The organism is Devosia sp. P3_B2 (assembly GCF_056402875.1).
In genome coordinates this window covers 118,628-139,654 of the sequence record NZ_JBFUGO010000011.1, presented here as the reverse complement: position 1 = coordinate 139,654, position 21,027 = coordinate 118,628, and the positions used below count along the sequence as shown (strand labels likewise).

The following is a 21,027-nucleotide window of genomic DNA, read 5'->3' as shown; positions in this document are numbered from 1 at the left end:
AGCCGGGAGATTGTTCGACAGGGGAGGGGCCGCGCAACCCCGAATGTCCCGGACGGGACATCCTGCCTGACCTAGTTCAGCAGCCGCCCGTGGTGTCGCAGCACCAGCCCGACCGCGCCCATGCAGGCGCCGTTGTCCGAGAACTGGCTGGGCCGGAGGATGGTGCGGGCCATGTCGGGAACGTCCCCATGCTTGACCAGCGTGTAGCGCTCAAAGCTCTCGGCCAGGGGCCGCATCAGGATGTCGCCGGCCATCGCCAGCCGGCCGCTGACCACCACCAGCGTCGGATTGAACACCGAACCGATCAGCCCGAGACCGTGCCCGCCGGCTTCCCCCGCCCGCGCGATCAGCCCGCGACAGGTGGCGTCGCCGGCAACGGCCAGGTCCACCACGTCGGTGAGGCGCATCGAGCGCCCGAAATGCCGTTCGGCCTCGGCCAGCGGCTCGCGGAAGCTGGCATAGACCTCGATGCAGCCGCGATTGCCGCAGCGGCAGAGCGGGCCGTGCGGATCGAGCACCACGTGCCCGAATTCACCGGCACCGCCGGCGATGCCCCGCAGCACCCGGCCGCCCGAGACGATGGCGCCGCCGACCCCGAGATCGAGCGTATAGACCACGAAATCGTCGTGTCCCTGCGCCGCGCCCCAGGTCATTTCGGCGATGGCCGAGCAGTTGGATTCGTTGTCGCAGAAGATCGGCACGCCTTCGAAGATCGGGCCGAACAGCTCGCGCATGTCGACGCCGGCCCAGGTCGGCATGCCGCCGGCGCGCAGCACCTTGCCGGTCACTGGATTGACGGGACCGCCCACCGCGATGCCCACTCCGAGCAGCCCGTCGCGACCCTGCCACTGGCCCTCGTAGGCCTCGGCGATCAGCTGCCGGACGTGCTGGATCGCCGTTTCCGGCGAATAATCCAGCTCGAGATTGGCCGAACGGTCCGACAGCACGCTGTGGGAAACGTCGGCGAGGATCACCTGGATTTCCGTCTGCCCGATGAGGATGCCGATGCAGGTGCCGGCCCGCGGATTGAGCGTCAGCGCCGTTGCCGGCCGGCCGACGCCGCCCGCCGACTCGCTGCCGACCTCGACCACCATCTTCGTGCGACGAAGCTCGGTGAGGGCTGTGGAAACGGTCGATTTGGCTAACCCGGTCAACCGGGCAATCTGTGTTGCGCTTAGCGCGCCGCGCTCGCTCAGGGTGCGCACGATACGGCCGGACGGCGTGCCTAAAGCACTGTCAGCCAGTAGAGATTTGAGCTCGATCCGGTTCACGCTCTCCCCTCCCCAAGCGCGTTGACAAGCCGAATAAGTTCACCATAGAACTAATACGACGGTGCGCAGGAGGATGTGCACCGCCGGGAGAAAAGCGCAAGTAGCCACAGAGGTCGGCCATAAGAGCCGGGTGGGAGACGGGCGCTTTCAAGGGAGAGAGACACAAATGAACTTCAGGACCAAGGTCGCGGTTTCCGCGGCCACGCTGCTTACGGCTGCGCTGCTCTCGGGCACCGCAATGGCCGCCCCCAAGGTGCTCATGCTGCACCAGTGGGCATCCGGCAACGACGCTGCCTCCATTGCCAAGCTCGGTGAGATGTTCACTGCTGCCGGCGGCACCTGGGAGCAGACGGCCATCGCCGGTCACACCGCCAACACGCTGGCAAAGCTCCGCGCCGACGTGGTTGCCGGCAACGCCCCCGCTGCCGTGCAGCTGAAGGGCCCGGAAATCGCCGAGTGGAACGCCACCGGCGGCACCGCCGACATGGACGAGCTCGCCAAGGCCGAGAACTGGGATGCGGTCGTTGCGCCCGAACTGCTGCCGGTGATGAAGCCGGAAGGCAAGTGGGTCGCGGCCCCGATGAACATCCACCGGATCAACTGGATCTGGGGCAACAAGGCCGCCATGGAAGCTTCCGGCGTGACCGAACTGCCCAAGACCTGGGCTGACTTCAACGCCGCCTGCGACAAGGCTGTCGCCGCCGGCAAGGTCTGCCTCGCGCACCTTTCTGCCGACTGGACCGACGCCACCACCTTCGAGACCATCGTCTACGGCCAGGACCTGGAACTCTACAAGAAGGCCTTTGTCGAGGCCGACGTCGACGCCCTCCGCTCGCCTGGCATGATCAAGGCGTTCGACCAGATGCGCCTGATGGTTTCGAAGTACATGGACCCGGCCATCGCCGGCCGTGACTACGACACCGCCTCCAACATGATGGTCAACGGCGACGCGCTGTTCTTCATCATGGGTGACTGGGAACTGGGTGCGATCAAGTCGGTGGGCCATGAGCCCGGCGGCGACATCCTGTGCGGCCAGTCCCCGACCGATTGGGCCGGTGACGGCTTCATCCTGAACTCGGACTCGGTGGTGTTCTTCAAGCAGAAGGACCCCGACTACCAGGAAGGCCAGAAGCTGCTCGCCAGCCTGATCCTGTCGCCGGAATTCCAGAAGGTGTTCAACATCACCAAGGGCTCGATCCCGGCTCGCCTCGATGTCGACCTGAAGGACGGCTTCAACGTCTGCCAGCAGCAGAGCCAGGCTTCGCTCAAGGCTTCGATCGAAGGCGGCACGCTGGTCCGTTCGATGGCCCACAACATGACTGTGCTCCAGAAGTATCGCGGCGCGATGATGGACACGATCACCGAGTTCGTGAACACGCCTGAGATGACGTCGGAAGAAGCCGCCAACCTTATGGCCGACGCCGTCGAAGCTCAGATGTAACTAACCTCCCAGGACGGCCGGCCGCGGTGCTTCTAGCCCGCGGCCGGCACCCTTGGCGGCAGGTTGGGAGGGAAGTCAGTTGGCTATTGCAGGTCAGTCCGTTTCGGCTGGCACGAGTATGTGGGACCGCATCAAAAAGTGGACTCCCGTCTTCGTCATCGCGCCGTCTATCGTTGCATCTTTCGTCTACGTCTTCGTCTTTGCGGGCTGGACCTTTTACATCTCGCTGAGTGACTCGACCCTGCTTCCCAGCTACGGCTTCAAGGGCTTTGAGAACTACGTCTCGCTCTGGACCAACCGCCGCTGGAGCGTCGCCTACAACAACCTGCTGTTCTTCTCGCTCTTTTACGTCACCATCTCGATGGCATTCGGCTTGCTGCTGGCCATCCTGATCGACCAGCGGATCCGCGCCGAGTCATTCTGGCGCACGATTTTCCTCTACCCGCTCGCCGTCAGCTTCATCGCCACCGGTACCGTGTGGCAATGGCTCTACAATCCCTCGAGCGGCATCCAGTTCCTGGTCAACGCGATGGGCTGGACCGACTTCCAGTTCGCGCTGACCACCGACCGCAAGAACGCCATCTGGGCGATCATCATCACCGGTATCTGGGGGTCTGCGGGCTTCTCGATGGCCCTCTTCCTCGCCGGCTTGAGGTCGGTCGACCCCGACATCATCAAGGCTGCGCAGATCGATGGCGCAAGCTGGTTCCGCACCTATCGCAAGGTGATCCTGCCAACGATTGGGCCGATCTTCATCGCCGTCGCGGTGGTGCTGCTGCAGTTCGCCATCAAGACCTTTGACCTCGCCGTCGCCCTCACCAACTCGGGCCCGGGCATCTCCACCACCTTCCCGGCCACCTATGTCTACGACTTCATGTTCCAACGTGGAGAGATCGGGCAGGGCGCTGCCGCGGCAATGATGGTGTTGGCCGCCCTGGCCATCGTGCTGGTCCCGTACTCGATCTACCTGGTCTGGCGCCAGCGCAGGGAGGCGAACAATGGCTGACGCTGTTTTTGGTGCGGCCGCGGTTGAAGACCGCGAGGCGGGAATCGCCAGCCGCCGGCGCCTGATCTCCAGGCTCATTGTCTACGGTCTGCTGGGTCTGATCTCGATCGTTTACATCGTCCCGCTGGCGGTGGTGGTCCTGAACTCATTCCGGACCAACGCCGAGATTGGTGCCAACGGCCTCATCTCGCTGCCCAACAGCTTCCGGCTCGATGCTTGGCCACAGGCTTGGAGCGACTTCTGTATCGGCGGCCAGTGCAATGGCGTTGCCCGCTACTTCTGGAACTCGGTGGCGATGGTCGTGCCTGCGACCATCATCTCGACCGCCCTCGGCGCGATCAACGGCTACGTCCTTTCGAAGTGGAAGTTCCCAGGCTCTGAGATCGTCTTTGGCTTCATGCTGCTCGGCGTGTTCATGCCCGGACAGATCGCCCTGTTGCCGTGGGCGTTTACCCTCGGCCAGCTCGGGCTTTCAAACTCGGTCTACGGCCTGGTCCTCGTCCACTGCATCCAGGGGCTGTCGTTCACGACGCTGTTCTTCCGCAACTACTACGTGTCCATTCCGGACGACCTGCTGAAGGCGGCGCGGATCGACGGCGCGGGTTTCTGGCGCATCTTCTGGAAGATCATCATCCCGCTGTCGCCGCCGATCATGATCGTCACCGTGATCTGGCAGTTCACCGGCATCTGGAACGAATACCTGTTCGGCGTGGTGCTCAATTCGGGTTCCAACCAGCCCATCACCGCGGCGCTGGTCGCGCTCTCCATGAGCGGCACCACCGTCCGTACCTACGACGTGATGAGTGCGGCCGTGCTGATCGGCGCGCTGCCGCCTCTACTCGTCTATTTCTTCGGCGGAAAATACTTCGTCCGCGGACTTACCCAGGGAGCAATCAAATAAATGGCATCCTTGACCATCAGGAACCTGCGTAAGAGCTTCGGCGCCGTCGAAGTGCTGAAGGGTGTCGACCTCGAGGCCAATACCGGCGAGTTCATCGCACTCGTCGGTCCCTCGGGCTGCGGCAAGTCGACCTTGCTCGCCATGATCGCCGGCCTCGAGACGGTGACCTCGGGCGAAATCTATATCGGCGACCGGCTGGTGAACTCGGTGCAGCCCAAGGATCGCGACATCGCCATGGTGTTCCAGTCCTACGCGCTCTACCCCACCATGACCGTCAAGGAGAACATGGCCTTCGGCATGGAAAGCCGGGGCGTGCCCAAGCCGGAGCAGGAGCAGACCATCGCCCGCGTGGCGGCGCTGCTCCAGATCGAGCCGTTCCTCAAGCGCAAGCCCGGCCAGCTTTCGGGCGGCCAGCGCCAGCGCGTCGCCATGGGCCGCGCGCTCGTGCGCGATCCGGCGCTCTTCCTGTTCGACGAGCCGCTCAGCAACCTCGATGCCAAGCTCCGCGTCGACATGCGCACCGAGATCAAGAAGCTGCACCAGCGCATCGGCAAGACCACCATCTACGTCACGCACGACCAGGTGGAGGCCATGACGCTCGCCTCGCGCATTGCCGTGATGCACCAGGGTGAAGTGCAGCAGTTCGACGAGCCCGACACCATCTACAACCGTCCCGCCAACATCTTCGTCGCCGGCTTCATGGGCTCGCCCTCGATGAACTTCATCAGCGCCGAGATCAGCAGCAATGCCGGTGTTCCCTCCGTCACCTTCCCGCTCGCCGATGGCGGCGTCGCCAACCTGCCGCTGCATAATGGCGTGGCACAGCGCGCCACCGACAAGAAGGTGGTGCTGGGTATCCGTCCGGAGCACCTGAGCCGGCAGAGCGCCAACACCACCAACAAGCCGGGCATCGCGACGATGAGCGCCCCGGTGGAAGTGGTGGAGCCGACAGGCGCCGAGACCATGGCCGTGCTGAGGTTCGGCGATCGCGAGGTCGTCGGCCGCTTCAGCCCAGACGAAGCGCCCAAGACCGGCGAGAACATGCCGCTTGCCGTCGACATGACGCGCGCCTGCCTGTTCGATCCGGCGACGCAGCGGCTGATCTAGTTATCGCAGATGGCCCGGAGCGCGCCGACCCCCACCCCTGTCCCCTCCCCCTCAGAAGGGGGAGGGAGACGAAAGCTCTAGCCTTAGTGGCAGCGTTTCCCTCCCCCTGTTCGGGGGAGGGGACAGGGGTGGGGGCGGCACGCGCGAATGTTCAAAGAGTAGGTTCTGAGAAATTACCGAGTTTGCCAATTATCCCAGCCTTGCCGGGCGGGTCGTGTTCGTCACCGGCGGGGCCTCGGGGATCGGTGCCGATGTCGTCCGCGCCTTTACCCGCTGCGGCGCCAAGGTGGCGTTCGTCGATATCCTCGAAGCCGAGGGCAGGGAACTGGTGGCGGAGACCGGCGCCACCTTCCTCGTCTGCGACATCACCGACATCCCCGGGCTGCGCGCCGCCATCGATGTGGTCAAGCATCGGCTCGGGCCGATCGGCGTCTTGGTCAACAATGCTGCCAATGACGACCGCCACGCCATCGACGACGTCACCGAGGAATACTGGGACCGCTCGACCGATATCAACCTGAAGCCGCAGTTCTTTGCGGCGCAGGCGGTGCGCTCGCATATGCAGGAGCTGGGTGGCGGCTCGATCATCAATTTCTCCTCGATCGCCTGGCGCGGCGGCGCCGACAACATGCCGGTCTATGCGACGGCCAAGGCCGCCGTGGTGGGCCTGACCCGCGCGCTTGGCCGCGGCTTCGGCAAGGACAATATCCGCGTCAACGCCATCGAGCCGGGCGCCGTGATCACCGAGCGGCAGCGGCGGCTGTGGTTCACCAACCAGGAATCGATCGACGCCGTGGTGTCGCGCCAGGCGCTGAAGCACGTGCTCCTCGGCGACGAGATCGCCCGCATGGTGCTGTTCCTCGCCTCCGACGACAGCCGCATGATCACCAAGCAATCCATCACCGTGGATGGGGGGTTGCGATAATACGAATTGATAGAGACGGCCCCCTCCCGGCCTCCCCCATAAAGGGGGAGGTGAAGAGTCGAGCTTGTAGCCTTGGCCTCAGTCATTCTTGAAGCAATTGCGGTGATCCGATGAAACTCACGACCGGCCTCAACCCCTATGGCCTCACCTATTATCTCGGCCTGCAGGGTGCGGGTACGCCGCGCCACAACCCCGACGGCGCCGGCCTCGAAGGCTTCATCAAGCTGACCGAGGAACTGGGCGGCAAGGCCATCGAGCTGTGGGAAGGCTGGCTGAAGGACATGTCCGAAGCCGAGCTCGCAGCGCTGAAGCAGCGGCTCGATACCCTCGGCTGGAAGCGCGTGCTGAGCTCGGGGCTGCAGCATGGCGACATGGACCTGCTGATCCGCTGCGCCAAGGCGCTCGACGCCCAGTTCATCCGCGTCGCGCTGACCCCGATCCTCTGCGGCGATCGCGCCGCCGCCGGCCCGAAGTGGCATGAGCTGGTCGCATCGGTGCACGAGAAGCTCCAGGCCGCCGTGCCCAAGCTGACCGCTGCGGGCGTCGTGCTGCTGATCGAGAACCACCAGGATTTCACCAGCCGCGAGCTGGTCAATTTCTGCGACGAGTACGGCCCGAACGTCCGCATCGTCTTCGACATGGCCAACACCTTCCCGGTGGCGGAGTCGCCGCTTGATTTCACCCGGGTGATCGCGCCTTACGTGCGCCACTGCCACGTCAAGGACTACCGTGCCGTGATGGAGCCCGATGGCTTCCGCCTCGTGCGCTGCCCCTCGGGTGACGGCGCCGTGCCGCACAAGGAAATGTTCGACATCCTCGCCGAGCACAATGACGAGATGATCGCCTGCATCGAGATCGGCGCGCTGGACGACCGGCACGTCAAGCTGCTGACGCCAGAGTGGTGGCACGGCTATGCGCCCAAGCAGGCCGAGGACCTCGCCGCGTGCCTGCTCGCCGTGCAGAAGAACCGGTTCGAGCCGGGCGAAGAATGGCGCACCCCGTGGCAGCGCAATGCCGACCACGAATTGATCGATTACGAGCTTGGGCAGTACCGGAAGAGCGCCGCGAACCTCAAAGCGCTTGGACTTATGTGATTGGAGGCCGTTGTGGCAGGTAAAGATCTTTCAGGAAAAATCGCTTTTGTAACCGGCTCGGGCCGCGGCCTCGGCAGCGTCATGGCGCGGAAGCTCGCGGCGCGCGGCGCCGATGTGGTGGTGCATGACCTGACGTGGGACGCCGCCGCCAAGTACGGTGAGGCGGACAACCTCGGCGCCATGATCAAGACCATCGAGGGTCTGGGCGTGCGCTCGATGGGCGTCACCGGCAATATCGGCGATCGCGACGCGGTGGCCAATATGAAGAAGGAGATCGAGGAGAAGTTCGGCCCGGTCGAAATCCTCGTCAACTGCGCCGGCGGCGATATCGGTGCCGCGGGCGGCAAGCCGGTGCCCAACAACATCCTCGGCATCACCTATGACGACCTGATCACGCTGACCAACAACAACCTGATCGGCACCATGCTGGTGACCCAGGCCTTCGTGCCGCAGATGGTCGAGCGCCAGCACGGCATCGTCGTCAACATTGCCTCGGTGGCGGCGCATATCGGCGTCTCGGGCGGCGGCATCTACGCCACCCTCAAGGCCGCCGTGACCCACTACACCCGCTGCCTCGCCGACGAAGTCCGCGAGCATGGCGTGCGCGTCAACGTGGTGAGCCCGGGGCCGGCCAAGACCGCCCGCTTCCAGGCCACCCGCACGGTCGACCCGGACAAGATGAACTCCAACAAGGTCTCGATGGACCGCTACGCGGAGCCGGAGGAAATCGCCGACGCGGTGGTGTTCCTGTGCTCGCCGGAGGCGAAGTTCATCCACGGGCAGCTGCTGCGCGTGGATGGCGGGCTGCAGCTTTACGCGGGGTGATTTGGCGGGACGCCGCAAGCTTTCGCCAGAGAGGGGGTGCGGAGCCACTGTGCCCACCAAGATCCCCTCTCTTGCGATTTCTAGGACTTAGCGAAGGGCTAAGCCCAAGAAATCGCTTTCTCTCCTGCAAGGGGAGAGATGAAGAGGCGTAAGATTTGGGGTTGCGGTGCCTCGGCTTGCGCCGCTACCGCTTTGGGATCTGTAACCCGGAGCGCCCATGCCCACTCTTGGCCTTGCCATTGCCGCCGCTGCGGCGCTCATTTCGTTCCTGACCGCTTGGTACGTGATGAGCCGTGCCGCTCGGCTCGGGCTGATGCAGGAGCCGAACGGACGCTCTTCGCATGTGAAGGCGACCCCCGGTGGTGGCGGCGTCGGCATCGTCGCGGGCGGTACCATTGCCGGGCTGCTGGTCGCACTTCTGGTGCCGTTCCTCGGCGTACCGGTGATCATGGCCGGCATCCTCCTCGCCTTCATCGGCTATTCCGACGACAAGCGCCCGATCGCGGCGCGCTGGCGGCTCGGCGCGCAGGTGCTGCTGATGGGCGCGGTCGTCGCCGTGCTACCGCTCGACCAGCTCGGTCTGCCGGTGCCGGAATCCGTGCTGCTGGTGATCCTCGCCCTTGGCGGTGCACTGTGGATCAACCTCTTCAACTTCATGGACGGCATCGATGGCCTCGCCGCCTCCGAAGCCATCTTCGTTCTCACCGGCGCCGCGCTGCTGGCTTACCTGTTCGAGCCCGGCATCATCGACGATCCGCGGCTCTGGTGGATGCTAGGCCTCGCCGCCGCCTGTCTCGGCTTCCTGCTCCTCAACTGGCCGCCCGCGAAGGTCTTCATGGGCGACGCCGGCAGCACCTATCTCGGGCTGATGACCGCATTCTTCGCCTTCACTACCATGCTCAGCTTCTGGCTCAGCCTCTGGCAGTGGCTGATCCTTGCCGGCCTGTTCCTCGCCGACAGCCTGACCACGCTGGTTCGCCGCATGCTCCGCCGCGAGCGTTTCTGGGAGGGCCACAAGCGCCATGCCTACCAGGCGCTGCAACGCCGCTTCGGCTCGCACCTCAAGGCGACGTTGCTCTATGTCGGTATCAATGTCGTGGTGCTGCTGCCGCTCTCTTGGCTGGCCGGCGCATATCGCGAGTGGGGCTTTGCCATCGCCGCGCTGACTTATGTCGCGCTGGTCGCCGCGGCGCTGTGGGCCGGGGCAGGGGCGCCGCTACAGGAGCAGGCTGAGGAAGAAGGCGCCGGCGCCTAGGATGGCCAGCGACGCGGCGGTCGCCGCGAATAGCATGTTCCGCGCATAGTCCGCGTGTCGCGCCAACTCGTAGCGGGTCGTGGCGCGGACGTCGAAATGTTCGAATTCCTGGTCGAGCATGATGCGAGCCCCTCAGCTGCAGGACAGAGGGTGCGCGCATGCCGGGCGCCCGGCCAGCGCTATGCAAAATCATGCTTAATTAGCTTCAAATGCCTTGTAGTTCCGCCCCGCTCGCGCAACCGTGTGCTTGCCCGTGACACAACGCCACGCGGCTGCCACGATTATCGCGCTCTTGCCGCCGCTTCGCTCTGGAACTCGCTGATGACGCTTCTGCGCTGCGGACTTCTCCTTCTCGCCACCCTGACATTGCTGAGCGCCTGTTCCTCGATCGTGCCGCCGGCCAAGGGGCCGAGCGGCAGCAGCATGACCAGCATCACGCCGATCCAGCTGTCGCAGGGCAATATCCTCTCCGCCATCAACGGCACCCGCGCCGCCAACGGCAAGCCGCCGCTGCGCTACAACGTCAAGCTCGAATCCGCCGCCCGCTCGCAAGCCAACCTGATGGCCGCCAAGGATACGCTGTCGCACGACCTCGGCGTCACCCTGCGCCAGCGCGTCACCACCGCCGGCTATGACGGCGCCGTGGGCGAAAACGTCGCCGGCGGCCAGTCGACGCTCGACCAGGCGATCAGCGGCTGGCTGGCGAGCCCGGCACACCGGGACACGCTGCTATCGAGCAAGTTCCAGGAATTCGGACTGGCGGTGGCGACGGTGCCAGCGAACCGCACGAGCAAGTACCGGACCTATTGGGCGTTCATCGCCGGCGGGCCGTTCGAGGCCTGGCACTGAGGGCTACACTCTAGCGCGGTGCGAAAAGCCGCCCGAACGTCGGCTTTCCAAGCGGACGTCCGCAGCTGACCGCTTCTGGCCCGAAGCGGCGCAGCCGAAGCTGCCTTTTTAGTCGCCCCCTCCGGTGACGCGCGCGAGCGGCTGTCGGTGCCAACCCGTGATTGTCGGATTTTTGCAATCTCCTCGCGGCCCCTCCTCGTAGCCTCATCCCATCAAACAACGCGTGGAGATGAGAGATGAACCGCCGTCAGTTTTCCCAGGCCCTCGCAGCCTCAGCCCTGCTCGCCGGCTTTACCGGCAAATCCGCCCTTTCACAGGAGACTTCGATCATGACGAACCCCGCCGCTTTTGAAATCGCTATCCCGGAATCGCAGCTCGCCGACCTCAAGTATCGGCTCCAGCACACCCGCTGGCCCGATCAGCCGGCCGATGCAGGCTGGGCCATCGGCACCAACCTCGAGTACCTCAAGGGCCTCACCGGCTATTGGATCAACGGCTACGATTGGCGGAAGGCCGAGGCGAGCCTCAATGCGCTCGGGAACTTCAAGGTCAATCTGGACGGCATCGACATCCATTTCGTCCACCGCCCCTCGGCGAACCCGAACGCGGTTCCCCTCCTGCTGCTCCATGGCTGGCCGGACTCGTTCTACCGCTACCACCGGGTGATCGAGTCCCTGACCAAGGACTTCCACGTCGTCGTGCCCTCCATTCCCGGCACCGGGTTTTCGGGCAGGACGGCGCTGCCGATGGATCAGGTCGCCGATCTCTTCGCCCACCTCATGACCGAGACGCTGGGGTACAAGAAGTTCATCGCGGCTGGCGGCGATGGCGGCTCGATCATTTCGATGTCGCTGTCCCAGCGTCATCCGGAGGTGCTGCTCGGCTACCATGTGACCGACGTCGGCTATCCGGACCAGACCACCGACTTTTCGGTCCTGACCCCGCCGGAGCAGGCCTATGCCGGCGCGATCCAGCAGTGGTTCTTCGCCCACGGGGCGTTCAACCTGGTGCATGCGACCAAGCCGCAGAGCCTAGCCTTCGCGATGAACGACTCGCCGGTGGGTCTCGCGGCCTGGATCCTGAGCTTCATGGCCGGAATGGGCGTCGGCGACGAGGCGGATGCGCGGTTCGGCCGCGACGAGCTGATCACCAACATCATGATCTACTGGCTGACCGAGACGGCAGCGTCATCGTTCCGGATCTACAGCCAGAACGCGATGCAGCCGCCGACCATCAAGGGTACGAATACCGGCGTCCCGGTGGCGGTGGCGACCGAGGTTCCCATCCCGGGTGGCGTGCGCCTGCCGCGCGAATGGGCGGATCGCCAGACCGCGGGCAACGTGGTCCAGTTCCATGACATGGAGAAGGCCGGGCACTTCGCAGCCTGGGAGGACCCCGAGTTCTTCGTCGGCGACCTCCGCGAGTTCGCAGCGCTACTCAAGAGCTGATCGCAACAACAAGCTTGCGCAAGGGCGCCGGTCGACTTTCGGCCGGCGCTCAAGGCTTGAGCGCTCCGCCAAGGCGGTCTCTCATCGGTAACGCATTTCGGGTCGCGCGCCACGACGAGGGGAAGCCTCCCTTCACCCGCTCAGGGCCTCGCTGAGTGCACGATTACGCACCGTGGCGAAGCCCATCCTTGCCAAGTGAGCAGTGCCGGACCAGTCTAGCGTCAAAGCGTTCAGCGGGTGGGGGCCTGTTTTTTGGTCGGGCAACGGGGAGAGGGCCTCAAGTCATGATTGCAGAAGATAAGGTTGTTGCAGGCGAACCGGACGCGACTGGTCGGTCGGGGCTTTTCAGTCGCCGGTCGTTCATGTTCGGCTCCATCGCCGGTCTCGGCGCGTTGGCGCTTGCCGGTTGCGCCCCGTCCGGCCTCATGAGCCTGGCGGAAGCGGAAAAGGTCTACGGGCCGGTGCCCGATGAGCGGTTCCCCATCCCCGCGGTCAACGTCAACAAGGTCAACCCGAAGTACTTTCGCCGGACGGTGCGTTACGCCAGCAAGGAGGCGGTCGGAACGATCATCGTCGATCCCCGCAACCACTACGTGTACCGCATTGAAGGCGATGGTAACGCCACCCGCTATGGCGTCAGTGTTGGTCGCGCGGGCTTCCTGTGGAGCGGCGACGCCTATATCGGGCGCAAGGCCGAATGGCCCATCTGGACGCCGCCCCAGGAGATGATCAAGCGACAGCCGGAGGCGGCCAAATATGCCGGTGGCATGGCGCCGGGCCTCGACAATCCGCTCGGCGCCCGGGTGCTCTATCTCTATCAGAACGGCGTCTACACCCTCTACACGCTCTATAGCACAAGCCGTCCCGAAACGATTGGCAAGGGCATCTCAAGCGGCTGTATCGGCCTGCTCACCCAGGACATGTTCGACCTCTACTCGAAGACGCCGGTCAATACGAAGGTGGTCGTTCTGAAGGCATAGGTGGTGGGTCGGCCGCGCCAGCCCTCACTCACGTACTAGCGTCCGCCGCACCGCATCGCGCCAGCCCTTCAGCTTCCGCGTCCGCAGCGCCTCATCCATCCGCGGCTGGAACTGCCGGTCGAGCGCCCAGCGCTCCGCGAACCCCTTCTGGTCCGGCCACACCCCGGCCTTCCAGCCCGCCAGCCATGCGGCACCCAGCGCCGTCGTCTCCAAGATCGTCGGCCGGTCGACCGGTGTGTTCAGGATGTCGGCGAGGAACTGCATGGTGAAATCCGAGCCCACCATGCCGCCATCGACCCGCAGCACGGTGTCGTTGGCACCCTTCCAGTCCTTGCGCATCGCGTCGATCAGGTCGCGCGTCTGGTAGCTGACGGATTCGAGTGCCGCCTGCGCCAGCTCCGCCGGCCCGGTATTGCGCGTCAGCCCGGTGAGCGAGCCGCGCGCTGCCGAATCCCACCACGGCGCCCCCAGCCCGACGAAGGCTGGCACCAGGTAGACATTCTGCGTCGGGTCGGCCTTCGATGCGAGCGCGCTCGCATCGGACGATTTCTCGAAGATCTTCAGCATGTCGCGCATCCACTGCACCGATGCGCCGGCGATGAAGATGGCGCCCTCGAGCGCATAGGTGGTCTCGCCGTTGAGCCGGTAGGCGATGGTGGTGAGCAGCCGGTTCTTCGAGCGCACCATGTCGCTGCCGGTGTTGAGCAGCGCGAAGCATCCAGTGCCGTAGGTGGATTTCATCATTCCCGGCTGGAAGCAGGCCTGCCCGATGGTCGCCGCCTGCTGGTCGCCGGCCGCGCCATAGATCGGGATCGAAACGCCGAACACCTCGGGGTCGGTCATGCCGAAATCGTCGGCATTGTCCTTCACCTCCGGCAGGATGGCGCGCGGGATGCGGAACAGCTTAAGCAGCTCGTCGTCCCATTCGCCGGTCTTGATGTTGAGCAGCAGGGTGCGGGAGGCGTTGCTCACGTCGGTGGCGTGGCTCCTGCCGCCGGTCAGCCGCCAGATCAGGTAGCAATCCACCGTGCCGAAGGCGAGTTCGCCCCTCTCAGCCCGCTTCCGTGCGCCTGGCACATTGTCGAGGATCCAGGCGAGCTTGGTGGCGCTGAAATACGGGTCGAGCAGCAGGCCAGTCTTCTTGCTGACCAGCTTCTCATGTCCGTCCTTCTTCAGCTTCTCGCACTGCTTCATCGTCCGGCGGTCCTGCCAGACGATGGCATTGTGGATGGCCTTGCCGGTCTTGCGGTCCCAGACGATGGTGGTCTCGCGCTGGTTGGTGATGCCGATCGCCGCGATCTCCGACGGCTTGATATTGGCCTTCTTGATCGCCGTCTTGGTGCTCCACAGCGCCGTGGCCCAGATCTCCTCGGGCACGTGCTCGACCCAGCCATCCTGCGGGAAATGCTGGGTGAACTCCATCTTGCCCAGCCCGACGATCTTCTGCCGATCGTCGAAGATGATCGCCCGGCTCGACGTCGTGCCCTGGTCGATCGCGAGGATGTTCCCGCTCATTGTCTCGTCCCCATTCCAGCGAGGCGTTCAGCCATGTATTTGGCCAGTGCCGCCTTCTCGTGTTCCCTGAACTTTAGCCCCTGCTTCGAGCGACGCCATAGCACGTCGTCAGCCGTCCGCGCCCACTCCCGATCCATCAGGTAATCGACCTCGCGCGCATAAAGCGTCGTGCCGAAATGCTCCCCGAGTTCCGCGGTGGTCTGTGCATCGCCCAGCACCTCCGCCGCAAGCGTGCCGTAGGCTCGCACCAGACGCCGGATGAACGCCGCATCGAGGTTCTTCTTCTTTGCCGCGAGCTTCCGCACCTCGGCGTCGAACGCCGTAGGCGGAAAGTCGCCGCCCGGCAGGTGTGCCCCCCTGGTCCAGCGCGATCCCTTCTTGCCGATGAGCCCGTCGATCTTGTCGACCACCTGCTCGCTGAGCCGCCGGTGCGTCGTGAGCTTACCGCCGAAAATGTTGATCAGCGGCCCGTTGCCGGCCTCGCCCTCGGTCTTCAGCACATAGTCGCGCGTGGCCTCCTGCGCGGCGCTGGCGCCATCGTCGAACAGCGGCCGTACGCCCGAATAGGTCCAGACGATCTCGTCGCGGGTCACCGGCCGGATGAAGTATTCGCTGGCCGCGGCGCAGAGATAATCGATCTCCTCGTCGCTGATCTTCACGCCAGTCGGATCGCCCTCGTAATCCATGTCGGTGGTGCCGATCAGCGTGTAGTCGCCCTCGTAGGGAATGGCGAAGAAGATCCGGCCGTCAGCGTTCTGGAAGAAGTAGCAGCGGTCGTGGTCGAACAGCTTTTTCACCACGATGTGGCTGCCCTTCACGAGCCGCACGTGATGGGCCTCGTTACGCCCCACCGCCTCTCGGATTACCTTATCGACCCAAGGGCCGGCCGCGTTGACCAGCAGCCGCGCGTGGGCGGTGCTCCGCTTACCGCCCGGGCCTTCCATCTCGATGGTCCACAGCCCGTTCTCGCGTCGCGCCGACACGACCCGCGTCTGCGTCAGCACCGTTGCGCCCTTGTCGGCCGCATCGCGGGCGTTGAGTGCCACCAGCCGGGCGTCGTCCACCCAGCCGTCCGAATATTCGAACGCCACGGTATGCCCCGGCTTCAGCGGCCGGCCGGCTGGATCCTTGGTCAGGTCCAGCGTCTTGGTCGCCGGCAACAGCTTCCGGCCGCCGAGATGGTCGTAGACGAACAGCCCGAGCCGCAGCAGCCATGCCGGCCGCAGGTTCTTCTCGTAGGGGAGAACGAAGCGCAGCGGCCAGATGATGTGCGGCGCCGAGGACCACAGCACTTCGCGCTCGATCAGCGACTCGCGCACCAGCCGGAACTCGTAGTGCTCGAGATAGCGCAGGCCGCCATGCACCAGCTTGGTTGCGGCCGACGAGGTGCCCGAGGCGAGATCGTGCATCTCCGCCAGCATCACCGAGTGCCCACGGCCCACCGCGTCGCGGGCAATGCCGGTGCCATTCACCCCGCCGCCGATGACGAACACGTCGACCGCGTCGCTCGCTGCTGCGTCGTTCATTGATTCACTAGTCCTTCGCTTGCGATTTGGAGTTCCACGCCGGCCGCCGCGCAGATCGCGGCGATGGCGGGGGAGGGTGGTTGGTCGGTGACGAACACATCGATCTGCTCGAGATGGCCGATCCGCACCGGCGCAGTGCGTTCGAACTTCATCGCGTCGGCGACGAGGATGGTCTTGCGCGCCGTTTCGATGATAGCCTGCGCCACCTTCACCTCGCGAAAATCGAAATCCAGCAGCGTGCCGTCGGCATCGATCGCCGAGGCGCCGATCACCGCGTAATCGACCCGGAACTGCCGGATGAAATCCACCGCCGCCTCGCCCACGACGCCCCCATCGGCATGCCGCACCACGCCCCCTGCGATCACCACTTCGGCGCTCGGCACCTCGCGCAGGATATTGGCGGCGTTGATGTTATTGGTCACCACCATCAAGCCCGTGTGACGGCGCAGCGCCATCGCCACCTGCTCGGTCGTGGTGCCGATATTGAGGATGAGCGACGACTGGTCGGGGATCATCGCCGCGGCGGCAAGGCCGATCCGGCGCTTGCTCTCGGCCGCAAGGAGCCGGCGCGCCTCGTAGGCGTAGTTCGAGACGCCCGAGGGGTAGGCGGCGCCGCCGTGTAGCCGATTGAGGAGCTTACGGTCGCAAAGCTCGTTGAGGTCCTTGCGGATGGTCTGCGGCGTGACCGCGAACTGCAGCGCCAATGCCTCGACATCCACCCGCCCGTGCTGCCGGGCGAGTGCCATGATGTCATCCTGCCGCTGCGTCAGCGCGTCCACGTCGTCCCCCAGGTGCGGGTTCGCTTATACGCGGGCGAAGTTCGTTTCTATAGCGAAATGTTCGGGTGAGGTTCACTTCGGGTGACGGGGCGGAATGAAAAACCCCGCCGCCCAGATGGGCGACGGGGTGAGAATCGCGTGTTGCGTTGATCAGAACTGGAAGTTCAGGCCGCCCTTCACGATGTGCGCGGCGACACCGTACTCGCCGCTGAAGAGAGTGGAGTCGAAACCGCCGAGATCCACATAGTTGTATTCGGCCTTGGCCGTAATCTCGTCTGTGAGCGCGAACTCGACGCCAGCGCCCGCGGTCCAGCCGAACGACCAACTGGACTCGTCATACGCGCCGGGGCCAGCCGCTATCCCCGATATTCCAAGTTCACCAAAGGCCGCGCCCGCTTCCACGTAGAACAAGGCGCGGTCGGCGGCGATACCGGCTCGCGCGGTCAGCGTACCCAGCCAAGTAAGGTCGAAGTCGCCAATGAAGGGAGCGAAGCCCTGATAATCACCGGAGATGTTGGTCCAGGCAATGTCACCTTCGACGCCGAGGACGAACTGGTCCATCTGCCAATTGGCACCGGCTTCAACGCCAAGCAGCCAGCCTTCCACGTCTCCACCAAAGGCGAAGGGGAAATTTTCGATGGCGCCCTCGCCCCATCCATAGCCGCCGATGACACCGACATAGCCGCCGGACCAGTCGTAGGCGGCCGCTGCCGCCTCCGCGATCTCGGGTTCGACGATGAGATCAGCCGCCTGCACGGCGGAAACAAACGCCGTAGAGGCGAGAACTGCTGCGAGCAAGTACTTCATTGCAAGGTCCCAAACCAAAGAAATCTTGCTAACAATATCCGAGTCTGCCGTTACTGTCTGTGGCTTCCTGGCAACGTTGTGGCGACATCATGGCGTCATCTTGGACGCCTCAGTCAGGTCATTGACCCCCGCCCGCATCCCGTGCATCAGGAACCACCCCTCCCGACCGGCCGCCCATGCTCGCCATTCTCAACGTCATTCTGCCGGTCTTCGCCATCCTCGCGCTCGGCTATGGCGCCGTGCGGCTGCGCCTGTTCCCGTCCGAGGGCGTGCGTGGGCTGGTGGTGTTCGTGAACAACTTCGCGACCCCGTGCCTGCTGTTCAACGCCATGCTGCATTCGGACTTTTCGACGACCTTCAACTGGGGCGTCATCGTGCCGTTCTATGTCGGCGCGGTCACCGTATTCGTCATCGGTATTGTGTTGTCGGCCAAGCTCTTCCGCAACAAGCCGGGCGAAGCCGTCGCCTCGGGCTTTTCGGCCATGTTCACCAATACCGTGCTGGTCGGCATCCCCGTGGTGCAGCGCGCTTACGGGCAGGAAGCGCTCACCACCGCCTTCTCGATCATCGCCTTCCACGCCCCGGTGCTGATCACCGCCGGCATGCTGACCATGGAGCTCTTGCGCCGCGATGGCGCGCCGCTGCTGAAGACGCTCGGCGTGGCTCTGATGCGCATCGTCGCCAATCCGCTGCTCTGGGGCATCGCGCTCGGCGCCGCCGCCAACCTGCTGAACGTCAAGCTGATCGAGCCGGCCGAAGCCTTCATCGCCATGATGGCCGCCGCCGTCACCCCCGCCGCGCTGTTCGGCCTCGGCGGCGCGCTGAACGACTACAAGCTCAGTGACAGCTGGGGCCAGTCGCTCACCATGTCGCTGCTGAAGCTGCTCGTGCAGCCGGCCATCGCCTGGGTGATCATGGTGCCGATCCTCCACATCGACCACGACCTCGCCCGCTACGGCGTGCTGCTCGCCGCCATGCCCGCCGGCATCAACGTCTACGTCTTCGCCACCTACTACAACCGCTCGGTCCACATCGCCGCCAACAGCATTCTGATCTCGACAGTGCTGTCGATTCTGACGGTCAGCGGCTGGCTGTATGTGCTGGGGCTGTAGGGGGCGGCCTGTCGCAAGGAGAGTCAGGTGTATCACTCACCAGGACGGCTCTGCTTCTGCCTCACAGACGACCAAGTGGCTGAGATTTGCGTCCAGCGCGTCGCCCCCGAACAAAACGATGATCTTGCGGGGTGATGAAGTCTGCGCGTTCGCCGGAGTGACGGACATTGTGGAGATAACCTTGCGTGATCGGCCTTTGTAAACCAGTTCGACCTCAGCGCGGTACGTCGTTCCGTCGACCAGTGGAAGGTTGTCGTCGACGGGCGCGCTGAACAGATCAGCAAGCATCCTACTTTGCGTGATCTTGATGGTTCCGCTGGAGGCGGCCAGCGTGAAGCAGTCTGGAGGGGCTGCGACTGCAGGTACGGACGCGACCACCAGTGCGAAAGCCACGACGCCCAAGCGTGTGATAACGGCCCGGACCATGGGCTACTGCGCCGCCTCGACGCTCATTGCCAGCACCTGCGGCTCGCCAACTGCCGGGATCGAGCGGATCGCCATGGTCGAGACCGCGTCGAGCCCCACGGCGACACGGACGTGCCGGTCGGTGGGGCAAAGCACCAGCATCGCGTCGAACCCGATCCAGCCCAGCCCGTCGTCGAACGCTTCGGCCCAGGCATGCAGCGTCGCCGGCGCTTCGTCGGAATGGAGATATCCGGTGACATAGCGCGCCGGGATATCGAGTGCCCGCGCCGCGCCGATGAAGGCGTGCGCGTAGTCGGCTGCCGGCGGCCGCATCCCCGGATGCTCGGCTGCGCCCTGCGATTGGCTCTGGCTTTGCCCGTCCTGGGTCTGGCTCTGCTCGGATCCGCCCACCACCTCTGCCACCCGCGCCATCAGTCCGTGCAGCAGCGCGATGCGGTCCTGCCCGGTCTTGGGCAGCGTGCGGAACTTGCTCGTGATCGCCCCCGCCGCCTTGGTCGCTGGCGTTGGGCGGCGATAGAGCGCCGGCGGAATGTCGCCCTGCACCCGGCCGATTACCCCGTTGCGGTCCACTGTGTCGACCACGCCCGCCACATTGATCACCAGCTCGGCCTCGGGCTTGATCTGGCTCACCAACTGCGCCTTGTTGCCGAACGCGTCGACGAACTTCGCCGCCGCGGCAAAGCCGGGCATCTCGATGTTCCACTCGCGCACCGTCTGCGTCGGCCCGGTCGAGGGCGTCAGCAGCAGGTGCTGCACGCTGCGGTTGATGCCGGGGCCGAGCGCCAGGCTCATGGAATGTCGGATCGCGATCTTCATCAGTAGAAGTTGTAGCTTTCGGCGAGGGCGTCCGTCATCCGGTTGTTCCGGTCGATGAACTCCGTCAGGAACTCGTGGAGGCCATTTTCGAAGATCTGGTCGACGCTGGCGTTCATCAGCAGCGCCGTCACCGCGTCCGCGGCATCGTGCCCCGCAGTGCGCTCGCCATAGATCTCCTCGAGCATGTCGATGGTGCGGTTGATCCACTGCACGCAGAAGATCAGTGAGCGCGGCATCTCGGGCCTGAGGATCAGGTAGTCGGCAATGTTCCAGGCCTTGTAGCGGTCGTGGTAGACGTGCCGGTAGCTGCGATGCGCCGATGCTGCGCGGAGGATCATCGTCCACTGCTGGATATCGACATCGCCGCCCACCATCGTGGCGCGCGGCAGCAGCACGTAATACTTCATGTCGAGGATACGCGCCGTATTGTCGGCCCGCTCGACGAAGTTGCCGATCTGCGAAAAGGCGTAGCCTGCGTCGCGGAGGAACGTCGAGAGCAGGGCGCCGCGATAGCGATGGCTCACCTGCTTCACCCAGAACAGCAGCTCCTGGAGCTTCGCGCCCGAGATATCCCGCGGCCGAATGGCTGAATATTCCAGCCACGCGGCGTTGATCGATTCCCACATTTCGGTGGTCAGTGCCGTGCGCACCGAGCGCGCATTGGTGCGCGCCGCGAGCAGGCACGATCTCACCGAGGAATAGTTCTCCTCGTCGAACAGCATATAGTGGGCGACGCTCGCGACATCGGCCTGCTTGTGCTTCTTGTTGAAGCCCTCGTCTGCCTCGGCCGCCTGCATCATCGAGACCAGGTGCTCCGAGGCCCCGCCCTCGCGCCGCGAGGTGAGGCTCATGCGATAGCCCACCTCGAACATCCGGGCCATGTTTTCGGCCCGCTCGATATAGCGGCTGAGCCAGAAGAGGTTTTGTGCGGTGCGTCCGAGCAT

At 64.7% G+C, this 21,027-nt stretch carries 21 protein-coding genes; 12 read left to right on the top strand and 9 right to left on the bottom strand.

From position 1 onward, the window contains the following. Window positions 1–71 precede the first annotated feature (71 nt). The gene (locus AC1DV8_RS17565) at window positions 72–1,271 is read right to left on the bottom strand and encodes an ROK family protein (protein ID WP_477150476.1); all 1,200 of its coding nucleotides are present in this window, start codon (window positions 1,269–1,271) and stop codon (window positions 72–74) included. A gap of 166 nt (window positions 1,272–1,437) precedes the next feature. On the opposite strand from AC1DV8_RS17565, the gene AC1DV8_RS17560 reads away from it, so the two are divergent. From AC1DV8_RS17560 to AC1DV8_RS17525, 8 genes are all read left to right on the top strand, one after another. Further along, window positions 1,438–2,712: an ABC transporter substrate-binding protein gene (locus AC1DV8_RS17560; RefSeq protein WP_477150477.1), complete on the top strand. Its 1,275-nt coding sequence runs from the start codon at window positions 1,438–1,440 to the stop codon at window positions 2,710–2,712. A gap of 118 nt (window positions 2,713–2,830) precedes the next feature. Continuing rightward, complete coding sequence (locus AC1DV8_RS17555; RefSeq protein ID WP_477150478.1) at window positions 2,831–3,718, top strand: carbohydrate ABC transporter permease; 888 nt, start codon at window positions 2,831–2,833, stop codon at window positions 3,716–3,718. Beyond that, the gene (locus AC1DV8_RS17550; protein WP_477150479.1) at window positions 3,711–4,619 is read left to right on the top strand and encodes a carbohydrate ABC transporter permease; all 909 of its coding nucleotides are present in this window, start codon (window positions 3,711–3,713) and stop codon (window positions 4,617–4,619) included. The genes AC1DV8_RS17555 and AC1DV8_RS17550 overlap by 8 nt, the downstream gene beginning before the upstream one ends. Next, complete coding sequence (locus AC1DV8_RS17545; RefSeq protein ID WP_477150480.1) at window positions 4,620–5,726, top strand: ABC transporter ATP-binding protein; 1,107 nt, start codon at window positions 4,620–4,622, stop codon at window positions 5,724–5,726. Window positions 5,727–5,940: 214 nt separating this feature from the next. Then, a complete protein-coding gene (locus tag AC1DV8_RS17540; RefSeq protein ID WP_477158318.1) occupies window positions 5,941–6,651 on the top strand; it encodes an SDR family NAD(P)-dependent oxidoreductase in 711 nt (236 codons plus the stop codon). Window positions 6,652–6,761: 110 nt separating this feature from the next. Further along, complete coding sequence (locus tag AC1DV8_RS17535) at window positions 6,762–7,745, top strand: sugar phosphate isomerase/epimerase family protein (protein WP_477158317.1); 984 nt, start codon at window positions 6,762–6,764, stop codon at window positions 7,743–7,745. A 12-nt stretch (window positions 7,746–7,757) separates the two neighbouring features. Continuing rightward, window positions 7,758–8,570 carry an SDR family NAD(P)-dependent oxidoreductase gene (locus tag AC1DV8_RS17530; protein WP_477158316.1) on the top strand — a complete coding sequence of 271 codons (813 nt, stop codon included), beginning with the start codon at window positions 7,758–7,760 and terminating at the stop codon, window positions 8,568–8,570. Window positions 8,571–8,787: 217 nt separating this feature from the next. Then, window positions 8,788–9,825, top strand: a complete 1,038-nt coding sequence (locus AC1DV8_RS17525; protein WP_477158315.1) for an MraY family glycosyltransferase — start codon at window positions 8,788–8,790, stop codon at window positions 9,823–9,825. Here the strand turns inward: AC1DV8_RS17525 and AC1DV8_RS17520 are convergent. Beyond that, window positions 9,787–9,945, bottom strand: a complete 159-nt coding sequence (locus AC1DV8_RS17520; protein WP_477150485.1) for a hypothetical protein — start codon at window positions 9,943–9,945, stop codon at window positions 9,787–9,789. The genes AC1DV8_RS17525 and AC1DV8_RS17520 overlap by 39 nt on opposite strands. A gap of 201 nt (window positions 9,946–10,146) precedes the next feature. Here AC1DV8_RS17520 and AC1DV8_RS17515 point away from each other — a divergent pair, with 201 nt between their 5' ends. From AC1DV8_RS17515 to AC1DV8_RS17505, 3 genes are all read left to right on the top strand, one after another. Then, window positions 10,147–10,674 carry a CAP domain-containing protein gene (locus AC1DV8_RS17515; RefSeq protein WP_477158314.1) on the top strand — a complete coding sequence of 176 codons (528 nt, stop codon included), beginning with the start codon at window positions 10,147–10,149 and terminating at the stop codon, window positions 10,672–10,674. 236 nt (window positions 10,675–10,910) lie between these two features. Then, window positions 10,911–12,122 (top strand): epoxide hydrolase family protein, encoded by a 1,212-nt coding sequence (locus tag AC1DV8_RS17510; RefSeq protein ID WP_477158313.1) that lies wholly within the window; start codon window positions 10,911–10,913, stop codon window positions 12,120–12,122. Between the two features lie 284 nt (window positions 12,123–12,406). Then, a complete protein-coding gene (locus tag AC1DV8_RS17505; RefSeq protein ID WP_477158312.1) occupies window positions 12,407–13,102 on the top strand; it encodes a L,D-transpeptidase in 696 nt (231 codons plus the stop codon). A gap of 24 nt (window positions 13,103–13,126) precedes the next feature. Here the strand turns inward: AC1DV8_RS17505 and glpK are convergent, their stop codons facing one another. The 4 genes from glpK to AC1DV8_RS17485 all read right to left on the bottom strand — a co-directional run bounded on the left by glpK (window position 13,127) and on the right by AC1DV8_RS17485 (window position 17,729). After that, a complete protein-coding gene (gene glpK / locus AC1DV8_RS17500; RefSeq protein WP_477158311.1) occupies window positions 13,127–14,617 on the bottom strand; it encodes a glycerol kinase GlpK in 1,491 nt (496 codons plus the stop codon). Beyond that, window positions 14,614–16,143 (bottom strand): glycerol-3-phosphate dehydrogenase, encoded by a 1,530-nt coding sequence (gene glpD, locus AC1DV8_RS17495; RefSeq protein ID WP_477158310.1) that lies wholly within the window; start codon window positions 16,141–16,143, stop codon window positions 14,614–14,616. The genes glpK and glpD overlap by 4 nt, the downstream gene beginning before the upstream one ends. Next, window positions 16,140–16,922 carry a DeoR/GlpR family DNA-binding transcription regulator gene (locus AC1DV8_RS17490; protein ID WP_477150491.1) on the bottom strand — a complete coding sequence of 261 codons (783 nt, stop codon included), beginning with the start codon at window positions 16,920–16,922 and terminating at the stop codon, window positions 16,140–16,142. The genes glpD and AC1DV8_RS17490 overlap by 4 nt, the downstream gene beginning before the upstream one ends. 150 nt (window positions 16,923–17,072) lie before the next feature. Further along, a complete protein-coding gene (locus tag AC1DV8_RS17485; RefSeq protein WP_477158309.1) occupies window positions 17,073–17,729 on the bottom strand; it encodes an outer membrane protein in 657 nt (218 codons plus the stop codon). A 176-nt stretch (window positions 17,730–17,905) separates the two neighbouring features. On the opposite strand from AC1DV8_RS17485, the gene AC1DV8_RS17480 reads away from it, so the two are divergent. Beyond that, a complete protein-coding gene (locus tag AC1DV8_RS17480) occupies window positions 17,906–18,841 on the top strand; it encodes an AEC family transporter (protein ID WP_477158308.1) in 936 nt (311 codons plus the stop codon). Between the two features lie 36 nt (window positions 18,842–18,877). Here AC1DV8_RS17480 and AC1DV8_RS17475 read toward each other — a convergent pair whose 3' ends face one another. The 3 genes from AC1DV8_RS17475 to AC1DV8_RS17465 are packed head-to-tail and all read right to left on the bottom strand — an operon-like array spanning window position 18,878 to window position 21,027. Then, entirely contained in the window at window positions 18,878–19,267 is a 390-nt protein-coding gene (locus AC1DV8_RS17475; RefSeq protein ID WP_477158307.1) for a hypothetical protein, read from the bottom strand. A 3-nt stretch (window positions 19,268–19,270) separates the two neighbouring features. Further along, window positions 19,271–20,083, bottom strand: a complete 813-nt coding sequence (locus AC1DV8_RS17470; RefSeq protein WP_477150494.1) for a transglutaminase family protein — start codon at window positions 20,081–20,083, stop codon at window positions 19,271–19,273. Further along, on the bottom strand, window positions 20,083–21,027 hold the full coding sequence (locus AC1DV8_RS17465) for an alpha-E domain-containing protein (RefSeq protein WP_477150495.1): 945 nt from the start codon (window positions 21,025–21,027) through the stop codon (window positions 20,083–20,085). The genes AC1DV8_RS17470 and AC1DV8_RS17465 overlap by 1 nt, the downstream gene beginning before the upstream one ends.

Excerpts from the sequence above, each read along its gene's own strand:
- AC1DV8_RS17560 (WP_477150477.1), top strand. The coding sequence starts at position 1,438 with ATGAACTTCAGGACCAAGGTCGCGGTTTCCGCGGCCACGCTGCTTACG.
- AC1DV8_RS17555 (WP_477150478.1), top strand. The coding sequence starts at position 2,831 with ATGTGGGACCGCATCAAAAAGTGGACTCCCGTCTTCGTCATCGCGCCG.
- AC1DV8_RS17550 (WP_477150479.1), top strand. The coding sequence starts at position 3,711 with ATGGCTGACGCTGTTTTTGGTGCGGCCGCGGTTGAAGACCGCGAGGCG.
- AC1DV8_RS17545 (WP_477150480.1), top strand. The coding sequence starts at position 4,620 with ATGGCATCCTTGACCATCAGGAACCTGCGTAAGAGCTTCGGCGCCGTC.
- AC1DV8_RS17535 (WP_477158317.1), top strand. The coding sequence starts at position 6,762 with ATGAAACTCACGACCGGCCTCAACCCCTATGGCCTCACCTATTATCTC.
- AC1DV8_RS17525 (WP_477158315.1), top strand. The coding sequence starts at position 8,788 with ATGCCCACTCTTGGCCTTGCCATTGCCGCCGCTGCGGCGCTCATTTCG.
- AC1DV8_RS17520 (WP_477150485.1), bottom strand. The coding sequence starts at position 9,945 with ATGCTCGACCAGGAATTCGAACATTTCGACGTCCGCGCCACGACCCGC.
- AC1DV8_RS17515 (WP_477158314.1), top strand. The coding sequence starts at position 10,147 with ATGACGCTTCTGCGCTGCGGACTTCTCCTTCTCGCCACCCTGACATTG.
- AC1DV8_RS17510 (WP_477158313.1), top strand. The coding sequence starts at position 10,911 with ATGAACCGCCGTCAGTTTTCCCAGGCCCTCGCAGCCTCAGCCCTGCTC.
- AC1DV8_RS17505 (WP_477158312.1), top strand. The coding sequence starts at position 12,407 with ATGATTGCAGAAGATAAGGTTGTTGCAGGCGAACCGGACGCGACTGGT.
- glpK (WP_477158311.1), bottom strand. The coding sequence starts at position 14,617 with ATGAGCGGGAACATCCTCGCGATCGACCAGGGCACGACGTCGAGCCGG.
- glpD (WP_477158310.1), bottom strand. The coding sequence starts at position 16,143 with ATGAACGACGCAGCAGCGAGCGACGCGGTCGACGTGTTCGTCATCGGC.
- AC1DV8_RS17485 (WP_477158309.1), bottom strand. The coding sequence starts at position 17,729 with ATGAAGTACTTGCTCGCAGCAGTTCTCGCCTCTACGGCGTTTGTTTCC.
- AC1DV8_RS17480 (WP_477158308.1), top strand. The coding sequence starts at position 17,906 with ATGCTCGCCATTCTCAACGTCATTCTGCCGGTCTTCGCCATCCTCGCG.
- AC1DV8_RS17475 (WP_477158307.1), bottom strand. The coding sequence starts at position 19,267 with ATGGTCCGGGCCGTTATCACACGCTTGGGCGTCGTGGCTTTCGCACTG.
- AC1DV8_RS17470 (WP_477150494.1), bottom strand. The coding sequence starts at position 20,083 with ATGAAGATCGCGATCCGACATTCCATGAGCCTGGCGCTCGGCCCCGGC.
- AC1DV8_RS17465 (WP_477150495.1), bottom strand. The coding sequence starts at position 21,027 with ATGCTCGGACGCACCGCACAAAACCTCTTCTGGCTCAGCCGCTATATC.